Below are 22,017 nucleotides of genomic sequence, written 5' to 3' on the forward strand. Positions count from 1 at the left end.
CATAGAACCCCCTAAGAAGTTTTTATTACTTCGTCTCAAGATTCTTTAGCGTTAAGACGCCATTTGAATCTTTTGTGTATTCAACAACCACTTTTTGTCCTTCTGAAATGCTGTTCATTTTGTCCTGAAGGTCTGAACCAACCTGAATCATAGTCTCGTCACCATCAATATCGACGGCAATCGTATGGCTGTCCGCCAAACCGGCAAACGTGCCTTCCTTCGTTACACTCTCTTCAGCAGCAGCATCCTGGCTGTCTGTATTTGTTTCTGAACCTGATGAGTTCTCAGCTGTGCCGCATGCAGATAAAAGTAGCAGCATTGAGAACATTAGAATAGCAAGTTTTTTCATTCCTATATCACCTCTCCTGTTTTTATCGACAATTTTAAGCTTATTTTAAGATTTCTATCAAAACAACGAAAAGTTTTTGCGGATTTTCTTAAAATACCGAAACATTTGTTACAAGCAGCCGTCTATTGTAAAGAATCAGACAAATTTTAGTTGTTTTCAAATATTAAGAAACTTATAATCGTACTAGATTACAAAAAAGCGAGGACTTTATTATGAGAGCTGAAAAAAGAAAGAAAAAAAGAAAGGCATTACTTGTCATTTTAGCCATTGTGGCCGTTTTAGTGCTCGGAACAGGCGGCTATGCCTACTACTTATGGCATAAAGCTGCTTCAACTGTGGCAAGTATTCATGAGAGTATTGATAAATCTAAAAAAAGGGATAAAGAGGTCAACATCAATAAAAAAGATCCGTTTTCCGTCTTAATTATGGGTGTGGATGAACGCGACGGAGATGTAGGCCGTGCCGATACGCTCATTTATATGACCGTTAACCCAAAAACGAATACAACTGACATGGTCAGCATTCCGCGAGACACATATACAAAAATTATCGGAAAAGGCACAATGGATAAAATCAACCATTCATACGCATACGGCGGTACGCAGATGACAGTTGATACGGTTGAAAACTTCCTCGATGTTCCGGTTGATTATTTCATAAAAGTGAACATGGAAAGCTTTAGAGACGTTGTTGACACACTTGGCGGCATAACAGTTAACAGCACATTCGCGTTCAGCTATGACGGTTATTCATTCGGAAAAGGTGAAATCACGCTGAACGGCAAAGAGGCGCTCGCCTATAGCCGGATGAGAAAAGAAGATCCAAGAGGCGATTTTGGCCGTCAGGACCGCCAGCGCCAAGTCATCCAAGGAATCATTAATAAAGGCGCGAATATCTCTTCCATTACGAAATTTGGAGATATGTTCAAAGTGGTTGAAGATAATGTGAAAACGAACTTGACCTTTGATGACATGTGGGATATTCAGTCCGACTACAAGGGCGCGCGTAAAAAAATTGAGCAGCACGAACTGAAAGGTCAAGGCACAAAAATCAATGGAATCTACTACTACCAAGCTGATGAAACTGCCCTTTCCAATATCACAAAAAAGCTGAAGGAAAACCTCGATAGCTAAAACAAAAAGAAGCTTCGCACAGTGTGCAAAGCTTCTTTTTTATTTGCCTGTAAATGAATCCGGTTGCTCTTTCCGGTATCCGTAATGAAACAGCAATTCTTCCACAATCCGGCGGGAAGCCTCTCCATCGCCATACGGATTAGAAGCGTAGGACATTTTCTTGTACTCATCATCATCAGTTAACAGCTGTTTTGCCAGCTGATAAATGTTTTCTTCATCCGTCCCTGCAAGTTTCAGCGTTCCTGCTTCCACTCCTTCAGGGCGTTCCGTCGTATCGCGCAGCACAAGCACCGGTTTCCCGAGAGAAGGTGCTTCCTCCTGAACGCCGCCCGAATCTGTCAAAAAGAAATGTGATTTTGCCGCAAAGTTATGGAAATCAATGACTTCTAAAGGGTCAATCAGATGTACTCTGTCAGAATCGCCAAAATGCTTCTGAGCCGCTTCCCTGACAACAGGATTCAGGTGCACAGGGTAAACGACTTGTACATTTTTAAATTCCTCAACAATTCTGCGGATAGCCTTGAACATGTTTTCCATTGGCTCGCCCAGATTTTCCCGGCGATGCGCGGTCAGCAGAATCATTTTATCCTCGCCCACCTGATCGAGGACAGGATGTGAATAACCGTCCCTCACCGTTGTGCGAAGTGCGTCAATCGCTGTATTGCCCGTTACAAAAATCGCGTCTGCATTTTTATTTTCTTTTAATAAATTCTCTTTCGCCCGGCATGTCGGCGCAAAATGCAAATCAGCAATCGCCCCTGTCATCTGGCGGTTGAGCTCTTCCGGAAACGGGGAATACTTATTCCCTGTACGGAGCCCGGCCTCCACATGGCCGACAGCAATTTGATGATAAAAAGCGGCAAGGCTTCCGGCAAAGGTCGTTGTCGTATCACCATGGACAAGCACAATATCAGGCTTGATGTCTTTGAACAGTTCATCCAATTTCACAAGCGCGTTGGACGTAATCTCTGCCAGTGTCTGCCGCTCCTTCATGATGTTCAAATCGAAATCAGGCTTGATGTGAAACGCATCTAAAACCTGATCGAGCATCTGTCTATGCTGGGCAGTGACCGTCACATAGGAGTCTATTTCAGGATATTTTCTCAATTCAAGTACAAGCGGTGCCATCTTTATCGCTTCAGGCCTGGTCCCGAAGACGGTCATGACTTTTAGTTTTTTCATATTTGTCACCTTGTTTCTTTGTTTAACGGGCTGTCAGATAAAATTTTGATTGGTCTGATTGTATATATAGATCTACTTTCTTCTTTATTTTAAAGCACCATAGCTTTTTTTCAATATTTTTACTGCAAAAGTATACGCTGACATCCTTTTTTGGAACCAATGTCGTCTTATATGAGTTAATGGATAAAACGATATTGGTGTTGTGTAAATGAGCAGGGGCAAATTTTTGTTCAACAAGATTCCGGTCTACCTGGATCACTGTTCCATCAGCGGAACTGATTTGTTTTTTAATTGGAATTAAAAACTCTTGGTTATTGAATTCCAGCAATAATAAAGACTGATTTGGGAAAAACAATTGGCTTCCAGGGAATACGAGCGTTAGATCCCCATCAGAATCACTCGTTCTGATTTCGACTTTCAAATCTTCCTGTTCTCTGATATCGACTGACAGATTATCGTATGTTTTTGTAAAATAAGGCCTTGCGCTAAAAGCATATTTTCCGTTATTCCCAATATATTTAGCATGCTTTGGATAGGGATACTTTTCTCTGTTGCTGCCAATTCGGGCGCGTTTTTTATATCCGTCAATCTCTGATTCAATAAAGAAGTCCCAAACACCCATATCTTCTTCATGAACTGCCAAATCAGTAAACTTCGTGAGAAATTCAAATTCGCCGTCCTTAGCATACAACGGAGAAATGATTTTTTCAGTTTTTCTAGCACGATGCACCCAGATGCCAGATAAAGTTTGCATATCTTGATGCTCTTGTTTTAAAGCCGAGTGGGTAACCGTTCCTTTTAATAATAAAGTGTTGTTCTTCATTTGAAATTCGCTCACGTAATGACTGATTTTATTTCTGTCATCAATGATCCGTTCGTTCTCTGTTAAATGATACCGTATAAGGCTTGGGTAGTTTGCTATGATATGACCATTTTGAACAGACGTAAATTGAGTCATATTTTCTTTATCAGCTTCAAATTGCTTCAAACCCTTTAGATCATTACGACGTACAAAATATAATTTTAGCCGTGTATGAGAATGAACAAGTCTGTCAATTTCGAGCGGAATATTTCGTTCTACAAAATGATGAAGCTCTGTCATCCAATCTTGTTGTTCCTGCTCATCTTCTATTGTTACGGTAAAGTCCGTTGTTCTGGAAAAGTCAAAATGGCGATTTAAAAACTTGGCCATAAACTGCTTTTTGCCGGTATGGGATAGACGGCTCTCACAAATCATATCTATGATTACCTTCATAGCACCGTAGTAGCTTTGGGGCGCCACATATGCAAATGTCATGTGCTCGCCGTCATGCTGTACAGCGTAGTAATAATCATAGTCGGCCAAGACAGAAATTTTGTCCGCTTCTAAATAAGCTTTCATGACAAACACCTGGTCCTCTGTGGCCTGTATATTTGAAGGAAAATATATGTCATGTTTTCTAAGCAGTGAAACTTTAAAAAGTTTTGTCGGGCCAATTGAGTAGACAAGCGGAGATTTAACAAGATCGGCCTCAGGTTTTGTTTCTTTAAAAATAGCTTGCGGAACCGCTCTGCCGTTTACACCGACCATTTTCCCAAGCACAATATCTGAATCGTGCTGCTGTGCAAATTGATACATTCTCTCAAACGCTTCAATTCCTAAATAATCATCGGAATCAATAAAAAAAATGTATTCACCATGAGCAGCACATATGGCTTGGTTTCTTGGTTCGCCTGGCCCTCCCGAGTTTTTCTTGCGTTCAATAACCGTTATATTAGAATACTGTTCACTGTATTTTTTCAATATGGAAACCGTGGCATCCTGAGAACAATCATCTACACAAATAATTTCGTACTCATGATTCGGCATGGTTTGTTGAACCAGACTATCCAGACAGCGGGAGATAAACTGTTCTGAGTTGTATGTGGGTACTGCTGCCGTAATTTTCAACCTGACACCTCTATCCTTATCCGCTTCTATTTTTTCACAAAAGCTCATATAATGAACAAACATGGTATAAAAATGTACTATTTCGTCATTTCAAATACTTCTTCCCATCTTTCAAACAATCGGTCTTCACTATATTCTGTATTCATTAAGTTCTTTGCATTTTTTCCATATTGAATGGCTTTCTCAGGGTTGTCGTACAAATAAATGATACTCTCAGCAAGCATTTCAATATGATCAGGCTCTACAAGCATGCCCGTTTCGTGTTCTTTTATGAGCTCTCTTGGGCTGTATTTCACATCAAAACTGATAACCGGGGTTGCGCATGAAAACGATTCACAAATAGCAAGGCTGAACCCCTCAAATTTTGATGTTAATAACGTCGCAAGCGCCTGCTGATAAAACGGAGCAGGATTTGCGATATAACCTTTTAAATGTACATTATCCAGCTTAAGATCATTGATCAATTGCTGGTATTGCTCGTGGCCGGGACCGCTGCCATAAATATTAAGGACAATTTCAGGGCGCGATTTTTTTACAATTTCCATTGCTTTTATAACCTTATCAATCCCTTTTTCCTCATGATATCTGGCCACCATGACAAATTCGTTTTTCTTTTTTTCATACGTTTTTAGCTTTTCAAGCCTTCTTGGAGCATGGGGAATAACAAAAATATTTTGATCCGACTCAAAATCCTTCATAATATCTTCTTTTTGTTCATTCGTTAATACGATCAGCCCGTCATAATCTTTAATATGCTCCATCGCGTATTGATGATTTTTCCGGACATTGCTGCCTAACATGTAGGGATAATCTAAATGATTTGAATGAACACAGTAATATCGTTTTGCCAATCCACCACGCATTTCATTCACTTTTGAAGCACTTCCGACACCATCACAGATGATAATCGGGGCCATTTCTTTTTCACATAGCTTCTCAAGCCAATGTGTATGAAACTTGTGCCTGTTTTTGAAAAAGACAGCTTCTTTTTCCTCTCGTTCAAACAGCATAACTCCCTGACTGGCTCCCGTATTAAAATGGTACCATTCTGTTAAATAACAAAAACCGTCCGGTGCTGTGTAGTGAATTTGATTGATTTTTCCGCTTCTCGTATCGAATAACACCGTTTTATTTACATAATCGCCATGAAAGAATTCACGCTTTGTCATCTGCATATTTTCATTGAAATGATCTACATATAAAAGGTTACTCGATTCATCCCACTTCTTCTTTTTCATATATAAACCATTCTTGAAGTATTCGGTCTCTAATTTTTCCTCATTATGATAAACAGCATATGGTTCTTCAAAGCGATTGCGATTTTGTTCATAATAGCTTTGCTGTGTATCCACGACTTTTATATGATTATGCTGGTTTTTATAGTCGTCATAAATATTGAGGATATTTACATCAGCATGCAGTCTTCCAGCGTTCTTCAGCTCTTTCTCAATCTGATCATAATTCTCTTTATAATCAAGTGTGACCAAATCGATTTTATGGCCGCGCTCCGCAAATGTAAAAGATCTTGACATCATAGAACTTGTAATGCCGCCTTTTTCAATGTCTATTTCATATATTAGTGAAAAGATCCTTCTCATTTTCAAGCTCCTTCTTCTGGTAAAACTTTCTCTCCTATTTTTTCACAAACAGCCGCTTCATTAATTTTCTCCGAAATCCCTCGGCTGTATGAACACACAAATGATTTTTTTCTTCTTCCAATTTCAATCGCCAGCCTGAAATGCTTTGTTCTGCTGCTGGAAGTTTCTTCGGATCGGTTACTTCTACACTCGATGCAAAGAAGCTATTATCCCACTCGCAACAGAGATACAACTCTAACGCTGATAGCTGATCTACTACAGAAAGCACATGGAGCGTACCGCTTACAGTAAATATCAGCTCTTCCTCGCTGTTTACATTTGCGTTAAACGTAATTTCAGTGCCGCTCTTCTTATTTTTTAATTTCCAATACATTTTATGACGGCCAACAGAATGGGCAGGAACTTCGCCTTTACATTCGACCTTGGCTGACAAATATAAGTCGGATTTTGATTGCCACTCTGCAGCTAACAGCTTAACATGCATATCTTTCAATTGATTATGAAAAGGCACCTGATCAATAAGTTTGTCCACAAAGCCTTTCCAAGTAAATGAGCCTTCAGAAACGTTATAAATAGTTGTGCGAGGCCCCGTTTTTTCAATTGTGTCATGATACCTCTTCAAAGAAGGAACCACGAAAGCATGAAGGCAGCTTATTTCCTTTTCAGGATTGTCCAATACCTCATTCGTCTCTATAAAACCTAAATACATGGAAGAATATTCAGCAGAAATAGACTTCAATGTTTTATATACGCCCACTTCTGAGGTTAAGAATAAATATTCCGTCTCTTTTATCAAGCGGCTCAAAAATTCATAATAGAGTTCATTTTCTGAGTACAATACTTTGACTATATTGTCTTTTTCGTCAAAAATAATAATTTTTTCAGTTGTTCCGTTATTCTTATACCATTTGGTCATATAACAGGTGCCGTCTTTTCTTAAATAAAGATGCTGTTTCGGTTTGTTCGTTTCCAGATCCATGTATATTAAGCTGTGTACATAGCCGAATAAATCGTATTCTTCCCTTTTATACCTTTGCCTGTTTTCATTAAAGTAATCAATGACAGCAAGTTCTCCTGTTGCTGTAAACCTTTGATATTTGATATAACGTCCATTGTCGTAATAGCGGTAAATGGGCTTGTTCGGTTCTTGAATATATGTGAAACCTTCTTGTTCTATCGGATGCTTTATTTTAACTTTCTCAGGTTCTGGTCCTTTAAAGTAGCTGTACAAATTAATAACAGCAGCATCTTTAAAAGAAGAAGGCCCATTAGGATCATGATGCAAAGTGACAATTTCCATTGGACAATTCCAATCAATTGTATTGATATTGAACTTTTTTGCAGTATGAAGTCCTGAACAAACATATGCTAATTGTGGGGTAGAAACCTTAATCGTCATCTCTATTATTACCTTTCGAAAAAATTCGTACAGTTACAATTTCAGAACTACATTATATCATTTTTGCTGAGCAGGCTCTAGAGATGGAGAAGCTGTTATATTTCTTGACTTATTCGGATCAGCGTAAACTGTTTTATCTACCAATTAATGTTATTTTTTGTATTTATTTGACTTCAAAGTCACTGAATTGACTCTTGTTTAATATTGGTTTTTCTTATATGATTAAATGTGTTTAACAGAATGAAAATAGGGTATTCATGAGAAAAGAAACTCAAACCTTTTAAATACTCAGCATTCAAAAAAGCTGAACCCTAAATCTGTTCTTAAGGAAGGTGCTTTGAAATTGAAAAAAGTACGTAAAGCCATCATCCCTGCCGCGGGTCTCGGAACGAGATTCTTGCCGGCTACGAAAGCAATGCCGAAAGAAATGCTTCCTATCGTTGATAAGCCTACCATTCAATATATAATTGAAGAAGCTGTTGAAGCCGGTATTGAGGATATTATTATCGTAACAGGAAAAAGCAAGCGTGCGATTGAGGATCATTTTGATTACTCTCCTGAGCTCGAAAGAAACCTGGAAGAAAAAGGCAAAATGGAACTCCTTGAAAAAGTGAAAAAAGCTACTAATCTGGCTGATATCCACTATATCCGCCAAAAAGAGCCTAAAGGACTCGGACACGCTGTATGGTGCGCGCGCAACTTTATCGGCGATGAGCCGTTTGCGGTCCTACTCGGAGACGATATTGTTCAGGCAGAAACACCAGGATTGCGTCAGTTAATGGACGAATACGATAAGACACTTTCTTCTATTATCGGTGTTCAGCAGGTGCCTGAAGAAGAAACACACCGCTACGGCATTATCGACCCGCTGACAAGCGAAGGCCGCCGTTATCAGGTGAAAAACTTCGTTGAGAAGCCGCCTAAAGGCACAGCACCTTCTAACCTTGCCATCTTAGGCCGTTACGTATTCACACCTGAGATTTTCATGTACTTAGAAGAGCAGCAAGTTGGTGCCGGCGGAGAAATCCAGCTGACAGACGCCATTCAAAAACTGAATGAAATTCAAAGAGTGTTTGCTTACGATTTTGAAGGCAAGCGTTATGATGTTGGTGAAAAGCTTGGCTTTATCACAACAACTCTTGAGTTTGCGATGCAGGATAAAGAGCTTCGCGATCAGCTCGTTCCATTTATGGAAGGTTTATTAAACAAAGAAGAAATTTAAGCAAAAAGGCTATTGGACATTCATCCAATAGCCTTTTTTCATTTCGACATCAGTGTCAGCGTACGCTCTTCGTTATCAACTGCAAAAACCTGATCATCTGTATTCACAAGAAAACGATTTTTGCTGCTGTCATACAATACATCACTGTCACTTAAAGATAGTGACGCCGGAGTAACAGGAGAAATGTTGTGAAAGATAAGCTCAGATGCTTTATCATTCTCCAGCACATAGCTGATTTTTTCATAATCAAAATCCAGCGTCTTTCTGCCGTCAGCCGTATCTCCTACAGTATATCCATTCAATTTCGATTGGATGTTGGTGCTGCTGTCTCCCAGGAATTTCAGGAAGTATTCATAGGAAGAAGCCGCATTTTGCGGAACATAAGGCGTAAAGGCCGCTGCCTGCAACTCAGCATGTTTTACGTTTGTTGCAACAGCGCTCTGCTTTACAAAATAAGGCTGCCCGTTAAACTTTATTTTCACTGCTTGTTTTCCTTTTGCAGCTACCTTCACCTCGGTACCGAATGGCAGTGTAATGTCAGCCTTCTGTTTCAAAGGTTGATCCTTATAAACCGACGCTTTTTCATCTGCAATAAACCCTTGTTTATTGACTGCGGTTAATTGTTTCTCTGTCTTGCCCTTTGCATCACCATGATGGTTCTTCACTTCGTTTTGCGGAATAGCGCCAAACGAAGCAATGGTACGAAGCGGGGTGTTAAAAAACATTGTTCCTGCAGTAAAGACCGTCAAGATAGACAAAATAGCAATTTGAACTGCATTAGCTAGTGATTTCGGCTTTTTCTTCTTTTTGCGGAAACGGGCAAACGCTTCAGGATCTTCTTTCTTCCGCTCTTCCGTTTGCTCTTTTTTATATGTTTCTTTTTCTTTTTTCGACAGCTTATTAAACCAGTCAATAAACGCTTTATACTCTTTGACAACCGTTTTTGTCTCATCAAACATACGAAGCTCGCCGTAGTGCATCCAAGCGACGCGGTCACACATCTTTTCAATCTGGCCGATGGAATGGCTGACAAAGAAAATGGTTTTTCCTTGCTTTTTAAACTCATTGATTCGATCTACACACTTCTGATAAAACGTTTGGTCCCCTACGGAGAGCGCTTCGTCAATAATTAAAATGTCAGGGTCGATATGCACGGAGATCGCGAAACCAAGACGCGATTTCATACCGCTGGAATAGTTTTTAACCGGCTGATTAATAAAATCGCCAATCTCGGCAAATTCCACAATACTGTCATACATATCATCAATTTCTTTATTGGTTAACCCCATCATCAAACACTTGAGCCGGACATTATCCCGGCCCGTCAATTGATTATTTAAACCGGCCGCAATCGCAATCAGCGACGGTTGGCCGTTCATTTCAATTTCACCGCTGGTCGGCGGAATAATTTTAGCCAGCAGGTTAGACATGGTCGATTTTCCTGACCCGTTTATCCCTACAAAGCCGATTGTCTCTCCCTCATACACGTCAAAGGAGACATTCCGCACAGCAAAAAAACCATTATCCTTAGCCGGAAAAAACAATCCTTTTATCTTGTCCGATTGTTTTTTATATAAATGATACTGCTTTGAAACATTTCGAAACGAAACTTTTAGTTTCATCGTACAATCTCCTTACGTATTAAAGAAAGTCAACAAACTTGTCTCTGAATTTCATATGCAGGATAGAACCTACTAACAATAAAAGGAAGGTGAACAGCCAGAAATAAAGTGTGTATTTCATGTCTTGGAAGAACCATTGCCCGTCTAAAAATGTATTCCGGAACCCTTCTATCAGATAATAAATCGGGTTCAGCTTAAGCACTGGCAGAAGGTTCGGGTGATTTTTCCCAAGCTGCTCCGAGATATTCCAAAAAACCGGAAGTAAAAAGAACAACAATCTTGTTACGGATTGCAGCAAAAATTGGTAGTCGCGTACCAGTACACTTATCGTCGAGTTAAACAAACTGAATGAAAACATAAAAATGATCATACAGGCTAAGTAGTAAATATATTGTATCCAATGTAAACTTGGATAAATTCCGTTAGTCAAAAGTACGATCAAAAAGATGCCCATCATCACAAAATAACTAAATAAATTTGAAGCAATCACAACAGAAGGCAGTGAACTGATCGGAAAATTCATCTTCGCGACCATATTAATCCGTTTAAACACACTGTTTGATCCATCAAGTATAGTTGGGCTAATAAAAAACCATGGAATCAAACCAGCCAGCATCCAAACAATAAAAGGCACTTCTCCGACACCCGTTAAAATTGGCTTACTGTTGCGAATCCCCATACCAAATACAAACCAGTACGCCAGCATTTGAATGAGAGGATTTAAAAACTGCCATAATACACCAAGATAATTCATCTGATACTGAGACTTTGTCTCATACGAAGCCAAGCGCAAAATTAAAGGAAACGATGTCACTTGCTCTTTTACGATTCTTACTAATGCATTCATTATTTATCTTCCTTAGACTTAAATGATTTTTTGGATCTTTCGGTTAAAGAAATTTGAAAGCACCGGTGAATATTGTAACAGATAATAAGTTTTTTTTCACATCATAGCAGGTTTAAGGTCAGTAAAAAAATTCACATTTCATTTTCATTTAATTATAGCTATAGTAAACAAAAAAGTATTTCGAGATATTTGTCTCGAAATACTAACTACTGCTTTATTGTACCTCAATTTGAGAATAGACCTTTTTTAAAGGAGTTTTGTTTTTTTTAAATTCTTGCTCATGCAAAAGATTTTCCCACTTTGATCCTACAACTTCAAATGAGTATCTTTTCACATTTTCCTTAGCATTCCTGCCCATTGATTTCCTCAAACTATCTTCTTTTATTATAGTAGTTAAAGATTCGGCTAGCTTGTCTACATCGTTTCTTTTGACTAATACCCCATCTTCACCATCTTTGATAATTTCAGCAGGACCAATACAAGAATAACTAACACAAGGAACCCCTACCGACATAGCTTCAATGATAACCATCCCAAATGATTCATTTCTTGAACTCAATGCATATATTGAGGAATTGGACATCTCCTTGATAATATTATCTGTTTTTGGCATTAAAAAAACATTATTATACAACTTCTTATCAAATATCATTTGACGTAATGAATCCTTCTCCACACCATCACCAAAAATCTTTAATTTCCATTCTGGATATTCTTGGGCCACTTTTTCAAATGCTTCAATCAATAGGTCAAACCCTTTTTCATGAACAAATCTCCCAGCAGCAATGACTGTTTTTTCGACAAGGTTTGAGCTCTCTTTTGGCATGTGTGTTGCATTCTCTATTTTATATAAATCTGTGGAATGGTTATTTAGAAGGCGCTTATAATCATTAATCTCTGCATCAGTTAAACATGTTAGAGCATCCAGCTGTTTATAATACTTTCTGATTTTCGTTTGAATTGACTTTTCATACCCGCCAAAGTACTTATGCTCTTGGCCAATTTTAATGACATTACGATTAACAAATTTAGCAGCCAAGAAATTAAAAGATGGAATAGTCGTTATAAGTACACCTTGATTAATTTCTGAAAGTTTTTTTAGAATTTTAAGATCTACAAATAAATTAAACATATGATATAGATCTTCATTTTTATCAATAAACACACTTGGTATCTTCATTAAAATTCTTTTAATGATTTTCTTGTATAAAGGAGTGTTTTTACCAAAGAGCTTTCCTCTTCTAGCATCAAATATTGGGTTTAGTTTAATCCTCTTGTCTATATCAAACATAGGTTTACCCCTAGTTCTTCTAACACTTATAATTTCAACATCATAGTTTTGGGCAGCTAAATAATTAGCTGTGTTGGCAACAGTCCTCACTGTACCACCCATGCCATAAATATTGTAAACCAAAAAAGTAATTTTCACTATATTTTCCTCCTTTCCTATTTAAGCATTTTTATTTGGTTATAAATACGTTCTGAATTTTGTTTATCCTGATACTTATAGAATTTCTTTGATTTCACTTTATATTTTTTCTCATACTTAAAATCATTTTCAATTTGCTTTTGAACGATTTCCAATAAGCTTTCATCTGTATAAGCTGTTTGACCGAATAGATCTGTTTTTAAATTGACATAAGACCCTCTGTAATGTAAATAGTCAGGTAAATCAAATTGATAGAAGACAACAGGCTTTTCCAGATAATTAAAATCAAAAGCTACGCTTGAATAATCCGTTATCATTAAAGAGCTTTCACTTACAAGACTTTTAACGCTCTCTTCTCCGACTTTTACTAATTTTATGTTTTTATGCAGATCTTTAAAATAATTACTATATTTTTTCTGCAGTTCTATATGCATAAAAAACTTCAATATAATATTCTTGTCTTCTAAAAGTTTATGCAATTTCTTATTATTTAAAAATCCACTGTAATTGAGATAGAATTCGGAACTTGTAAAGTCATCAATCCACTCTCTCCAAGTCGGAATAAGGAGTATTTGTTTGGAATTCACCATTTTACTGTTGTCAATCAATGTATCAAATCTCGATAGTCCTGTAACCATTATTTGATCTTTTTTAAAATTCATTTCCTTTACTAAAATGTGCTTTTCGTGATCAGATGAAACGACAAACTTTCTAATTTTACTGTTATATGATTTTCTATTAAAGCTCAATTTTTTCATTGCAATTATGCCATGCTGCAAATAGATGACTTCTTTTGGGTTTTCACTCATTTTATTATGAATGACACTGGGAATAACATCTCTTATACCATGACTTACAATTAAATATTTACTTAAATGATAAAATACGAGATGTTTAAAGCTGTCATAGGTTAAAATGTTTTTCGGATATTTCGAAATGTTATCAGGATTTTTATTATCTTTCTTACTTACATAATAGTATTTTTCTTGATTTTTATTTCGAACACAGTATTCAAAAAATGCAAACCCATTATCCTGCGCGACTTCTCCTAAATTCTCTCCAACAAACCACACTGGTTTATTAACAAAAGGTTTTAAAACTTTTGCAATTAGTCCTGCAATTAGAAACCTTATTTTTTCCGATTTCTTTTCAGTAGCCTTTATATCTCTCATTTCTAGCTTTAAAAGAGCGTTTCTTTTATCAATAAAAGCAGACAAAAAGAGAGACTTATTAATTTTAATTGCACCAGATTTAAATGTTGACTTACTATTTATTAGTTTTAAATCTTTTATTTTTATTGATGACTCAACATACTTATTATTAATTAATAAACACAGACCGATATCGTATTGCATTTGTTTTTCCAAGCCATAACTTTCAACTTCGTTTTTACTTAATAAAAACACAAATTCTTTATAGTCTTGCTGCTCCCGTTTTAACGAAGGTTCAAGCAGAACAGAGCGGCTATTCTTATCTTTTAACTTCAAATATATTTTTTCGTATATCAAATTCTTTTTTTCAATAGCCAAATGAATTTCTATTTCTTTATTTTTGCTGATTATATCTGTGCATTCAGCGTTAATATATGAAGAAAAAACAAATGATAATTCATTTAATTGATTAAATTTGGGCTGTATTGAGAACGGTTTTATATCTTTAATTACAAACTCCGGATAAACATGAGATTGTGATTTGTCTAAAATATCGTCTAAGTTCGACTTCAGTTTTACAGCATATTCTTGATCCTTTACAAGAATTGAAATATAAAAATCAAAAATAAAATAATGATTCATTGCCTCTATATCTGTTTTCTTTATGTTAAGCCTGCTCTCAAAATGCCAACAAGAAGAAGTTTTTTCTAGGTTATTAATAAAATGAATTTTCTGCTCACTTTCATTAGCTAAAAAAACGTTTTTAATTTCAAATTCCTTATCTAAAACCTCTATAGAACCTTTAACTATTAAATCAACACCATCATGATGTATATAAGATATTTCTCCATAAATTGCTGAATCTTTTATTAGAACCGCTAAGTTGTTATCTAAAGTAGCATACATACGTGCTCTTTTTATGAATCCATTAGAATTGTAAATGGTTTTTGGCAGACTGATAAATTTACCCGTAGATTTATCAATTTCTGAATCAAATGATAATCTTTGACTTACTGTTAATCCATTTGTATCGAACTCTAGATAAACATCCCATATTCCATCAGTTTCAAAAAAGCGTTGTGTTAATAAAGGAACACTTACCTGTAAAAAGCCGTTATTATAATCTTTTTCCTGCAGACGAATTATGTGCTTATCTTCAGTTTTTCTATTGAGAAAAACTAACTGTTTAATAAAAATCTGTTCGTCTTCATTTGGGGTAATCTTACAATTTAAATGAAGATCATTATTATCGATGCTTAAATGATGAATTTTAGTCTGAATTAACTGTTCATCAAATTGAGAAATGTGAATTAGCAATTCTTTATTTTGAGTCTGGAAAACATTATGAACAAAGAGTTGGCCATTTTCAGTAAACATCTCTTTTGTTTGTAATGCAGTATTAATATCAGTTTTTATTTTAACTGCAAACTGATATTTACCTACCTTAACTTCAGTATAAAAATACCAATTCCCTTGATATAAAGGATAATCCTTCAGTGTTAAGGATATTTCAAAACTTGAGTCTTCTGAAAGTACTAAAGAGCTCTTCGGTATTATTAATTGTTCTTTTGTTGCTTCGTTTTCTAAATAACAATTTATGGATTTGACTGTGCTATTTAAAAATAAAAATGTATGAGATCCAATAAAAGTCGTGCAATTTGCTGACATTTCGACATTTTCTATTACAAAAGCCGATTCGGAAAGGCTTGTTTTATTTACGATTAAATTTCCATCCACTTGAGGAGCCAACTCTAGCACAGACCCGTCAATAACCAGTTTAAAAGTATCATTTAACTGATTTAGGATATCAATAAAAATTTCATCTCTATCTAAAATAAGTTTTAATTTAAAAACTGTTTTATCAGAACAAGACTTAAGCTCATCTAATGGGATAACAACTTTCATAATGCCTTCATCGCTAAGTAAAGAGATGTTCGATAAGAGATCTATATGCCTGTTAGAAGTTGCAAGAACAACATTCTCTATCCTACTGAAAAAGTGATCATAAAAATCTTTTTTTTCACACTTCAGATCAAATAAGATATTTTCATTTTCAACTTTCACCTTTATTAAATATATGCCGTAGTCCATTAAGTCTCGCCTTTCTGTGCTTGCTGAATTATCTTTTATCCAAAAAGCGTTTTTACAACTCTCTTTGTTGACTCGCCTGCTTCTAAATAACAAAACTTGCTATGAAATTTCTGATATTTATCGTTAGTACTGTAAGCGAAATTTCCCACATCATCAACAGATTTAATAACTTCCTCTGTGGTCATCAATAACGGTCCAGGAGCTTCACTTTCAAAATTATAATAAAACCCTCTTAATTTATCTCTGTATATATCAATATCGGGAACAAAAAAGATAATAGGTTTCTTAAGTGACCCAAAATCAAAAAATACAGAAGAGTAATCAGTAATTAAGATATCTGAAACAAAATATAGTTCACGGATATCCTTATACATAGACAGGTCATATGCAAAGTTTTCTAAGCCCTCTAAGTCAATAACATCAGCTACTAAATAATGCATTCGAAGTATGACAACATATTCTTCACCTAGATGTTCTTTTAGTTTTTTCAAATTCAAATGTATATCGAACTTATAAGCGCCTTTTTTATGATATAAATTATCCCGCCAAGTAGGCGCATATAAAATAACTTTTTTATTTATATCCATACCAAGCTTTTGTTTTATATCATTTTTCTCGTCATTTGTTTTTGGCGAAAATAAATAATCATTTCTCGGATAACCAGTTTCTAAGATTTGTTTTTTAAATTGAAATGCTCGTTTAAAAATTTCAGTCGAATAGGCATTAGGAGAAATTAAAAAATCCCATTTATTTGCTTCCTGCAGAAAATTCTGTTTATACTTTTCAGTTGTCGTTCCGGGCATGTGCACTTCGTCCATATCATTGGCAAGTTTTTTTAACGGAGTGCCGTGCCACGTTTGTATATACAGTGTGTTTTTGGGTTTTGGAATCCATAAAGGAAGCCGGCTGTTTGTAATCCAATATTTCGCTGTAGCCATGTACCAAGTCCACTTAAGAGAAAACCTTTTGATATATGGAGCATCAACGCCGTCTAATGCCGATAAATACCGTTTATCAATACTCCATATCAATTTATAATCATATTGATCTTTATTTTCCTGTAAATATTCGTAGATTGCTCGGGGGTTGCAGCTAAACTGTTTTCCAGAATAGCTTTCAAATAAAATGAGTTTGTTGTTTCTTGGCAGAAGAGCAAAAATCTTAAAAAGGACTGAATAGACCCTAATTAATGAACTTCTGCATTTTTTTAAAATAAAAGATTTCATCATGAACTCCTTAAAGAGTGAAAAATTTATCCTTTGCGCAAACAAGAAAAAAAGAAGCAACTGAAATTTACTTCAAGCCTCTTTTAGTTAGTACTTCTATAAACTAGCCATGTCTTTTTTGATCTGGGTAGTTGAAATGCCTTCTGTTCTTGGAAGGTAAACGACCTCACAATATTCCTTTAAGAAGTCAAACTTCCCTTCCCAGTCATCGCCGATGACAAATGTGTCGATTTTATACTTTTGGATATCTGAGATTTTTTGTTCCCAGTTTTTTTCGGGAATGACTTCGTTAACAAAATCGATCGTTTCTAAAATGAACTTTCGATGTTCAAATGAATGATGCGATTTTTTTTGTTTTTGAAGATTAAATTCATCTGTAGATAATCCTACAATTAAATAGTCACCCAGATCTCTTGCTCTTTCCAGCAGCTTCATATGTCCGTAGTGAAATAAATCAAATGTTCCGTACGTTATCACTTTCTTCATTAGATAACATCACCTTCCAAGCGTTTTCAACTGAGAGTAACAGAAAAAAACCAAAACCTTTAACAGATTGTTTATAATTTCGACATAATTTTCACGTACCTTTAATATTGAACAATAATAGCATAAGTTCCTATAAAAGTTAAGGCACTTTAAAAATGTCAATCACCAGCATTTTTTGGTATTACCGTTGTATTGATGTATAAAATTCACAGGACTATTGTCTCAACTATCCCCATTATAACAAGTTTTCTTTTGCGGAAAAATTGATTCTTTTGTCACGTTTTTAAACGAAACGATTTTCTTTCTGCTGCGTCATTTATTCTGTACGCCCTCCTCATATTAATTCATCGTCAAAACGTGAAGGAATTGTAATGTGAATGTTAAAAGTTCCTAAAGATTTTTGTGGTAAGATAGAGTAAGATGTTTTCAGGCAAAGAGGCTTTAATGAAACTATACGAATGGCACGTGTTTTTTATAGACATATAGATGAAAAGGAGGGTTGGTTACGATGCAAACAAAACCCATTAATCAATTAGATTTTGTAGACGGTGAACTAACTTCATTTGTATCACATTTAGAAACGTCATATTTGGACCAAAATAGAGGTGCGTTCATCGTAACAGCGAATCCTGAAATCGGATTTGAAGCGATGCAGAATCCGCGTTATGAAGCGGTTCTTTCGTCTGCTGATTTTATTTTGCCGGATGGCATTGGTGTTGTGATGGTTTCGAAGTTAATCGGGAAGCCGCTTCAATCCAGAATTGCCGGTTATGATTTGTTTACGTCGCTGTTGGATAAAGCAAATCAAAAGAAAAAGCGGGTTTTCTTTTACGGTGCGGCTAAGCATGTCATTGCACAGACAATTGAGCGCGTCGAACGTGATTATCCAGGGATTGAAATTGCCGGATACTCTGACGGCTATGTGAAGGATCAACGTGAGGTGGCGGACCAGATTGCGGCCGCAAATCCAGATATGGTATTTGTTGCGTTAGGTTATCCTAATCAGGAGTTCTTTATCCATCAATACCGCCATTTATTCCCTCAGGCTGTTGCTGCAGGGCTGGGCGGAAGCTTTGATGTGTTCAGCGGCAATGTCAAAAGAGCGCCGTCATTTTTTATCCGTTTCCATCTTGAATGGATGTACAGGCTGATCACCAATCCTGCGCGCTGGAGAAGAATGCTGAGCATTCCTAAGTATGTTACAGCCGTGCTGAAGCATGAACGAGCTGCAGCAAAGCCGCAATATACGGGGCAGGTCAAAGATCAGTCACGCCATCTGTAATCGGCTTAAAGGAGCTATGGTATGTAATGAAATGCATGAATCTTTCGCTGAGCTCGAGGACAATCTGTGACAGCCCTTTTGAAGTGATGACAGATTGAAATCCTGGATTGCGTTATTTTATTATTTGTTCATCAAAACCATTGGCACATTGCTGTTTTGGGTCAAACCGGGCAATGAAGTGACGCTTCTGGTTTCCTTTCCTGATAATGCCCGTGCACTATTAAAGGAATACCAGAAGGGACACTTTTCATTTCCCATTCATGTGCTGCTGACCCAGCATGCCAAGTCGCTGGAAAAAGAATTTCCTTCACTTACTGTTTCGGTTATTAACGAAAAACACCCGCTTCATATATGTAAAGCGGTCTTTTCTATGCTGAGCAGTAAGACTGTGATTGTTGATAACTATTTTATTTTGACGACCGTTCTGGCCAGCAGGTCTGAGATCGAGTGTATCCAAGTTTGGCATGCAAACGGGGCATTTAAGAGATTTGGGTTAAAGGACATCAACACACAGAACCGTTCGCGGTCTGATATAAGCCGCTTTCGCAAAGTGTATGCTTCATTTGACCGGATTGTCGTCGGTTCTGAACATATGGCTGACATATTCAAGGAATCTTTCGACATAAAAGGTGATCCATTTCTTCGGTTTGGTGTGCCTTTAACTGATGCTTACAATGAGACGCGGGAAAGCAGCAATGATCTTAAAAGCAAATATCATCTGCCGGCGGAGAAAAAAATTATACTGTATGCGCCGACCTTTAGGGACCGACAGTTCGAAAGCTTTTCTCTGCCGTTTTCAGAAAAGCAGCTGCAGCATGAATTAAAAGAAGAATATTTACTTGCGGTAAAACTTCATCCTGTTATGAAGCAATCTGCTGAATTACCTGAAGATAGTGCGTGGATAAAAGATGTGTCAGCTCTCCCTCTTGCAGACCTTTTGAAAATGAGCGATCTGTTAATATCGGATTATTCTTCTGTCCCTTTTGAATTCGCATTGCTGGACAAACCCATTTTGTTTTATACGTATGATTTGGAGGATTACAACAGAACCCGCGGTTTAATTCGGAATTATGCAGAGGTGATCCCCGGGGTTCCTTGCTGTGATTCTGGAATGCTCTTGGACCAGCTGAAAGATATGGACAAGCTCCAATCAGAAGTAGAGCGCTTTTCACGTGAATGGAATGAATACTCTAGAGGGAATGCCAGTAAACAGCTTTTAAGCTATATAAACGAGAAATTATACTGATCCCTATATATAATAGAGATCGGTATTGCAAATAATATGAAAACCTTTTATAAAACATTATGAGTTGTAGTAAGGAAGGAGTCATTTTATGATTTATGCTGAGATTCTAGCCGGTGGAAAAGGTTCCCGCATGGGGAACGTCAATATGCCAAAACAGTTTTTGCCGTTAAATAAACGCCCTATTATCATTCATACGGTTGAAAAGTTTTTATTAAATGACCGTTTTGATAAGATTTTAATCGTTTCACCTAAAGAGTGGATTAACCATACAAAAGACATTTTAAAAAAATTCATGGGGCCTAATGATCGCCTGGTTGTCGTTGAAGGCGGCAGCGACCGTAATGAGTCTATTATGAGCGGCATCCGCTATATTGAAAAAGAATTCGGCATTCAGGATGATGACGTGATCATTACTCATGATTCTGTGCGTCCATTTCTGACTCATCGCATTATTGATGAAAATATTGATGCGGTTCTTCAATACGGTGCGGTGGATACTGTGATCTCTGCCATTGATACGATTATTGCTTCAGAAGACCAGGAATTCATTTCTGATATCCCTGTCCGCGATAACATGTACCAAGGGCAAACCCCGCAAAGCTTTCGGATCAGCAAATTGGTCGAGCTTTATAACAAGCTGTCAGATGAACAAAAAGCTGTCCTGACTGACGCATGTAAGATCTGTTCGTTAGCAGGTGAAAAAGTGAAGCTGGTCCGCGGTGAAGTCTTTAATATTAAAGTAACGACACCATATGACTTAAAAGTGGCTAATGCCATTTTACAGGAGCGAATTTCACAATGATTAATCAAACGTATCGTTTAGTTTCTGCCCGACAATTTGAAGTGACGTATAAAGATAAAGTTGTCCACTCAGATAAGGTCGTCATCCGGCCCACCCATTTATCCATCTGTGCTGCCGACCAGCGCTATTATACTGGTTCACGCGGCAAAGAAGCCATGGATAAAAAATTGCCGATGGCTCTCATCCATGAAGGAATCGGAAAAGTCATGTTTGATCCGACAGGCACATTTAAAGTCGGAACCCGGGTTGTTATGGTGCCGAATACACCGGTTGAAGAGCATGAGGTCATTGCGGAGAATTACCTGCGTTCCAGCAGGTTCCGTTCAAGCGGCTATGATGGATTTATGCAGGATTATATGTTCATGGCGCCGGATCGGCTCGTTGAACTTCCGGACAGCATTAATCCGCATGTCGCAGCTTTTACTGAGCTTATTACGATTGCAGTTCATGCGCTTTCCCGATTTGAGCGTATGGCGCATAAGAAGCGTGACACATTCGGTGTATGGGGAGACGGAAATCTCGGATTTATCATGACGCTTCTTCTGAAGAAGAAATATCCAGACAGCAAAGTGTTTATTTTCGGAAAAACGCCTTACAAGCTTGATCATTTTTCTTTTGTTGACGCAGCATATCAAATTAACGACATTCCTGAGGATGTCAAAATCGACCATGCCTTTGAATGTGTAGGCGGACGCGGCAGTGAAAGCGCAATTGATCAGATCATTGCCCAAGTTCATCCCGAAGCGTGTGTAGCGCTCTTAGGCGTGTCAGAATACCCTGTTGAAATTGAAACGAGAATGGTGCTTGAAAAAGGAATTACGCTGATCGGCAGCAGCCGCAGCGGACGCGAGGATTTTGCCCGTACTGTCGACTTTTTAGCTCAATACCCTGAAGTCGTTGATTATTTAGAAACATTAGTAGGCGGACGCTTCCCAGTACGCAGTATTGAGGAAATTACTAACGCGTTTGAAGCAGATTTGACTTCATCTTGGGGAAAAACTGTTATTGAATGGGACATTTAA

Annotated in this window: 17 protein-coding genes; 6 read left to right on the forward strand and 11 right to left on the reverse strand. The window is 37.2% G+C overall.

Annotated features, from left to right (window positions below; translation table 11 throughout):
* Positions 1 to 25: 25 nt before the first annotated feature.
* A complete protein-coding gene (locus tag ABZM97_RS18480; protein ID WP_087991573.1) occupies positions 26 to 349 on the reverse strand; it encodes a hypothetical protein in 324 nt (107 codons plus the stop codon).
* Positions 350 to 561: 212 nt separating this feature from the next.
* On the opposite strand from ABZM97_RS18480, the gene ABZM97_RS18485 reads away from it, so the two are divergent.
* On the forward strand, positions 562 to 1,482 hold the full coding sequence (locus tag ABZM97_RS18485) for a LytR family transcriptional regulator (RefSeq protein WP_253268604.1): 921 nt from the start codon (positions 562 to 564) through the stop codon (positions 1,480 to 1,482).
* Between the two features lie 39 nt (positions 1,483 to 1,521).
* Here the strand turns inward: ABZM97_RS18485 and wecB are convergent, their stop codons facing one another.
* From wecB to ABZM97_RS18505, 4 genes are read right to left on the reverse strand one after another with little or no spacing between them, the layout of a single operon-like run.
* Positions 1,522 to 2,664: a non-hydrolyzing UDP-N-acetylglucosamine 2-epimerase gene (gene wecB, locus ABZM97_RS18490; protein WP_087991575.1), complete on the reverse strand. Its 1,143-nt coding sequence runs from the start codon at positions 2,662 to 2,664 to the stop codon at positions 1,522 to 1,524.
* A 22-nt stretch (positions 2,665 to 2,686) separates the two neighbouring features.
* Positions 2,687 to 4,642 (reverse strand): glycosyltransferase, encoded by a 1,956-nt coding sequence (locus ABZM97_RS18495; protein WP_202328232.1) that lies wholly within the window; start codon positions 4,640 to 4,642, stop codon positions 2,687 to 2,689.
* 29 nt (positions 4,643 to 4,671) lie between these two features.
* Positions 4,672 to 6,192, reverse strand: coding sequence for a glycosyltransferase (locus tag ABZM97_RS18500; protein ID WP_367387055.1), 1,521 nt, complete (start codon positions 6,190 to 6,192; stop codon positions 4,672 to 4,674).
* A gap of 34 nt (positions 6,193 to 6,226) precedes the next feature.
* Positions 6,227 to 7,591: an alpha-glucosyltransferase N-terminal domain-containing protein gene (locus ABZM97_RS18505; RefSeq protein WP_367387056.1), complete on the reverse strand. Its 1,365-nt coding sequence runs from the start codon at positions 7,589 to 7,591 to the stop codon at positions 6,227 to 6,229.
* A 343-nt stretch (positions 7,592 to 7,934) separates the two neighbouring features.
* Between ABZM97_RS18505 and galU the strand changes: the two genes are divergently transcribed.
* On the forward strand, positions 7,935 to 8,813 hold the full coding sequence (galU, locus tag ABZM97_RS18510; RefSeq protein ID WP_367387057.1) for a UTP--glucose-1-phosphate uridylyltransferase GalU: 879 nt from the start codon (positions 7,935 to 7,937) through the stop codon (positions 8,811 to 8,813).
* 38 nt (positions 8,814 to 8,851) lie between these two features.
* Here galU and tagH read toward each other — a convergent pair whose 3' ends face one another.
* From tagH to tagD, 6 genes are all read right to left on the reverse strand, one after another.
* A complete protein-coding gene (gene tagH / locus ABZM97_RS18515) occupies positions 8,852 to 10,435 on the reverse strand; it encodes a teichoic acids export ABC transporter ATP-binding subunit TagH (RefSeq protein ID WP_087991578.1) in 1,584 nt (527 codons plus the stop codon).
* Positions 10,436 to 10,454: 19 nt separating this feature from the next.
* Positions 10,455 to 11,282 carry a teichoic acids export ABC transporter permease subunit TagG gene (gene tagG / locus ABZM97_RS18520; RefSeq protein WP_010328803.1) on the reverse strand — a complete coding sequence of 276 codons (828 nt, stop codon included), beginning with the start codon at positions 11,280 to 11,282 and terminating at the stop codon, positions 10,455 to 10,457.
* 214 nt (positions 11,283 to 11,496) lie between these two features.
* Positions 11,497 to 12,711 carry a glycosyltransferase family 4 protein gene (locus ABZM97_RS18525; protein WP_202327947.1) on the reverse strand — a complete coding sequence of 405 codons (1,215 nt, stop codon included), beginning with the start codon at positions 12,709 to 12,711 and terminating at the stop codon, positions 11,497 to 11,499.
* A 17-nt stretch (positions 12,712 to 12,728) separates the two neighbouring features.
* Positions 12,729 to 15,953, reverse strand: coding sequence for a CDP-glycerol glycerophosphotransferase family protein (locus ABZM97_RS18530; protein ID WP_367387058.1), 3,225 nt, complete (start codon positions 15,951 to 15,953; stop codon positions 12,729 to 12,731).
* Positions 15,954 to 15,988: 35 nt separating this feature from the next.
* On the reverse strand, positions 15,989 to 17,179 hold the full coding sequence (locus ABZM97_RS18535) for a CDP-glycerol glycerophosphotransferase family protein (protein WP_087991718.1): 1,191 nt from the start codon (positions 17,177 to 17,179) through the stop codon (positions 15,989 to 15,991).
* Positions 17,180 to 17,275: 96 nt separating this feature from the next.
* On the reverse strand, positions 17,276 to 17,665 hold the full coding sequence (gene tagD / locus ABZM97_RS18540; protein WP_087991719.1) for a glycerol-3-phosphate cytidylyltransferase: 390 nt from the start codon (positions 17,663 to 17,665) through the stop codon (positions 17,276 to 17,278).
* A gap of 508 nt (positions 17,666 to 18,173) precedes the next feature.
* Between tagD and ABZM97_RS18545 the strand changes: the two genes are divergently transcribed.
* The 4 genes from ABZM97_RS18545 to ABZM97_RS18560 all read left to right on the forward strand — a co-directional run bounded on the left by ABZM97_RS18545 (position 18,174) and on the right by ABZM97_RS18560 (position 22,017).
* Entirely contained in the window at positions 18,174 to 18,947 is a 774-nt protein-coding gene (locus ABZM97_RS18545) for a WecB/TagA/CpsF family glycosyltransferase (RefSeq protein WP_087991720.1), read from the forward strand.
* Positions 18,948 to 19,041: 94 nt separating this feature from the next.
* Positions 19,042 to 20,193 carry a CDP-glycerol glycerophosphotransferase family protein gene (locus ABZM97_RS18550; protein ID WP_087991721.1) on the forward strand — a complete coding sequence of 384 codons (1,152 nt, stop codon included), beginning with the start codon at positions 19,042 to 19,044 and terminating at the stop codon, positions 20,191 to 20,193.
* An 88-nt stretch (positions 20,194 to 20,281) separates the two neighbouring features.
* Positions 20,282 to 20,995: a 2-C-methyl-D-erythritol 4-phosphate cytidylyltransferase gene (locus ABZM97_RS18555; RefSeq protein WP_087991722.1), complete on the forward strand. Its 714-nt coding sequence runs from the start codon at positions 20,282 to 20,284 to the stop codon at positions 20,993 to 20,995.
* A complete protein-coding gene (locus tag ABZM97_RS18560; RefSeq protein ID WP_087991723.1) occupies positions 20,992 to 22,017 on the forward strand; it encodes a ribitol-5-phosphate dehydrogenase in 1,026 nt (341 codons plus the stop codon). Before ABZM97_RS18555 ends, ABZM97_RS18560 begins: the two co-directional genes overlap by 4 nt.

The sequence above is a fragment of the Bacillus vallismortis genome (assembly GCF_040784915.1).
In the GTDB taxonomy this organism is placed as follows: Bacteria; Bacillota; Bacilli; order Bacillales; family Bacillaceae; genus Bacillus; species Bacillus subtilis_G.